At 31.9% G+C, this 915-nt stretch carries 1 protein-coding gene; it reads left to right on the forward strand.

Annotation, left to right across the window (positions count from 1 at the left end):
- Nucleotides 1-915 (forward strand): methyl-accepting chemotaxis protein (locus ELQ09_RS08155; protein WP_243834166.1); only part of this gene is annotated, 915 nt, incomplete at its 5' end.

Genomic DNA, 915 nt, shown 5'->3' on the forward strand with positions numbered 1-915 from the left:
ATCAACGAAAACATCCTTGCTACTAAAAAAGGTTTAGAACAAGACAATCAAGCCGTTAAAGAATCAGTTCAAACCGTATCAGTTGTAGAAGGTGGTAATCTAACAGCAAGAATCACTGCTAATCCTAGAAACCCACAACTTATTGAACTTAAAAATGTTCTAAATAAACTTCTTGATGTTTTACAAGCTAGAGTAGGTTCTGATATGAATGCTATTCATAAAATATTTGAAGAATATAAAAGCTTAGATTTTAGAAATAAATTAGAAAATGCTAGCGGTAGTGTTGAATTAACTACTAATGCTTTAGGTGATGAAATAGTTAAAATGCTAAAACAAAGTTCAGACTTTGCTAATGCTTTAGCTAATGAAAGTTCAAAACTACAAGCTGCTGTTCAAAGCTTAACCACTTCTTCAAATTCTCAAGCTCAATCTTTAGAAGAAACTGCTGCAGCTTTAGAAGAGATCACTTCTTCTATGCAAAATGTTTCAGTTAAGACTAGTGATGTTATCACTCAATCTGAAGAGATTAAAAATGTTACAGGTATTATAGGTGATATTGCAGATCAAATCAATCTTCTAGCTTTAAATGCAGCTATTGAAGCTGCTCGTGCTGGAGAACATGGTAGAGGATTTGCTGTTGTGGCTGATGAAGTTAGAAAGTTAGCTGAAAGAACTCAAAAGTCTTTATCTGAAATAGAAGCTAATACTAATTTACTTGTTCAATCTATCAATGATATGGCAGAAAGTATTAAAGAACAAACTGCAGGTATTACTCAAATCAATGATAGCGTAGCACAAATTGATCAAACTACTAAAGATAATGTTGAGATTGCTAATGAATCAGCTATTATTTCTAGCACAGTAAGTGATATAGCTAATAATATCTTAGAAGATGTTAAGAAGAAGAGGTTTTAA

This window comes from Campylobacter sp. CH186, from assembly GCF_004378925.1.
Lineage (GTDB): Bacteria > Campylobacterota > Campylobacteria > Campylobacterales > Campylobacteraceae > Campylobacter_D > Campylobacter_D jejuni.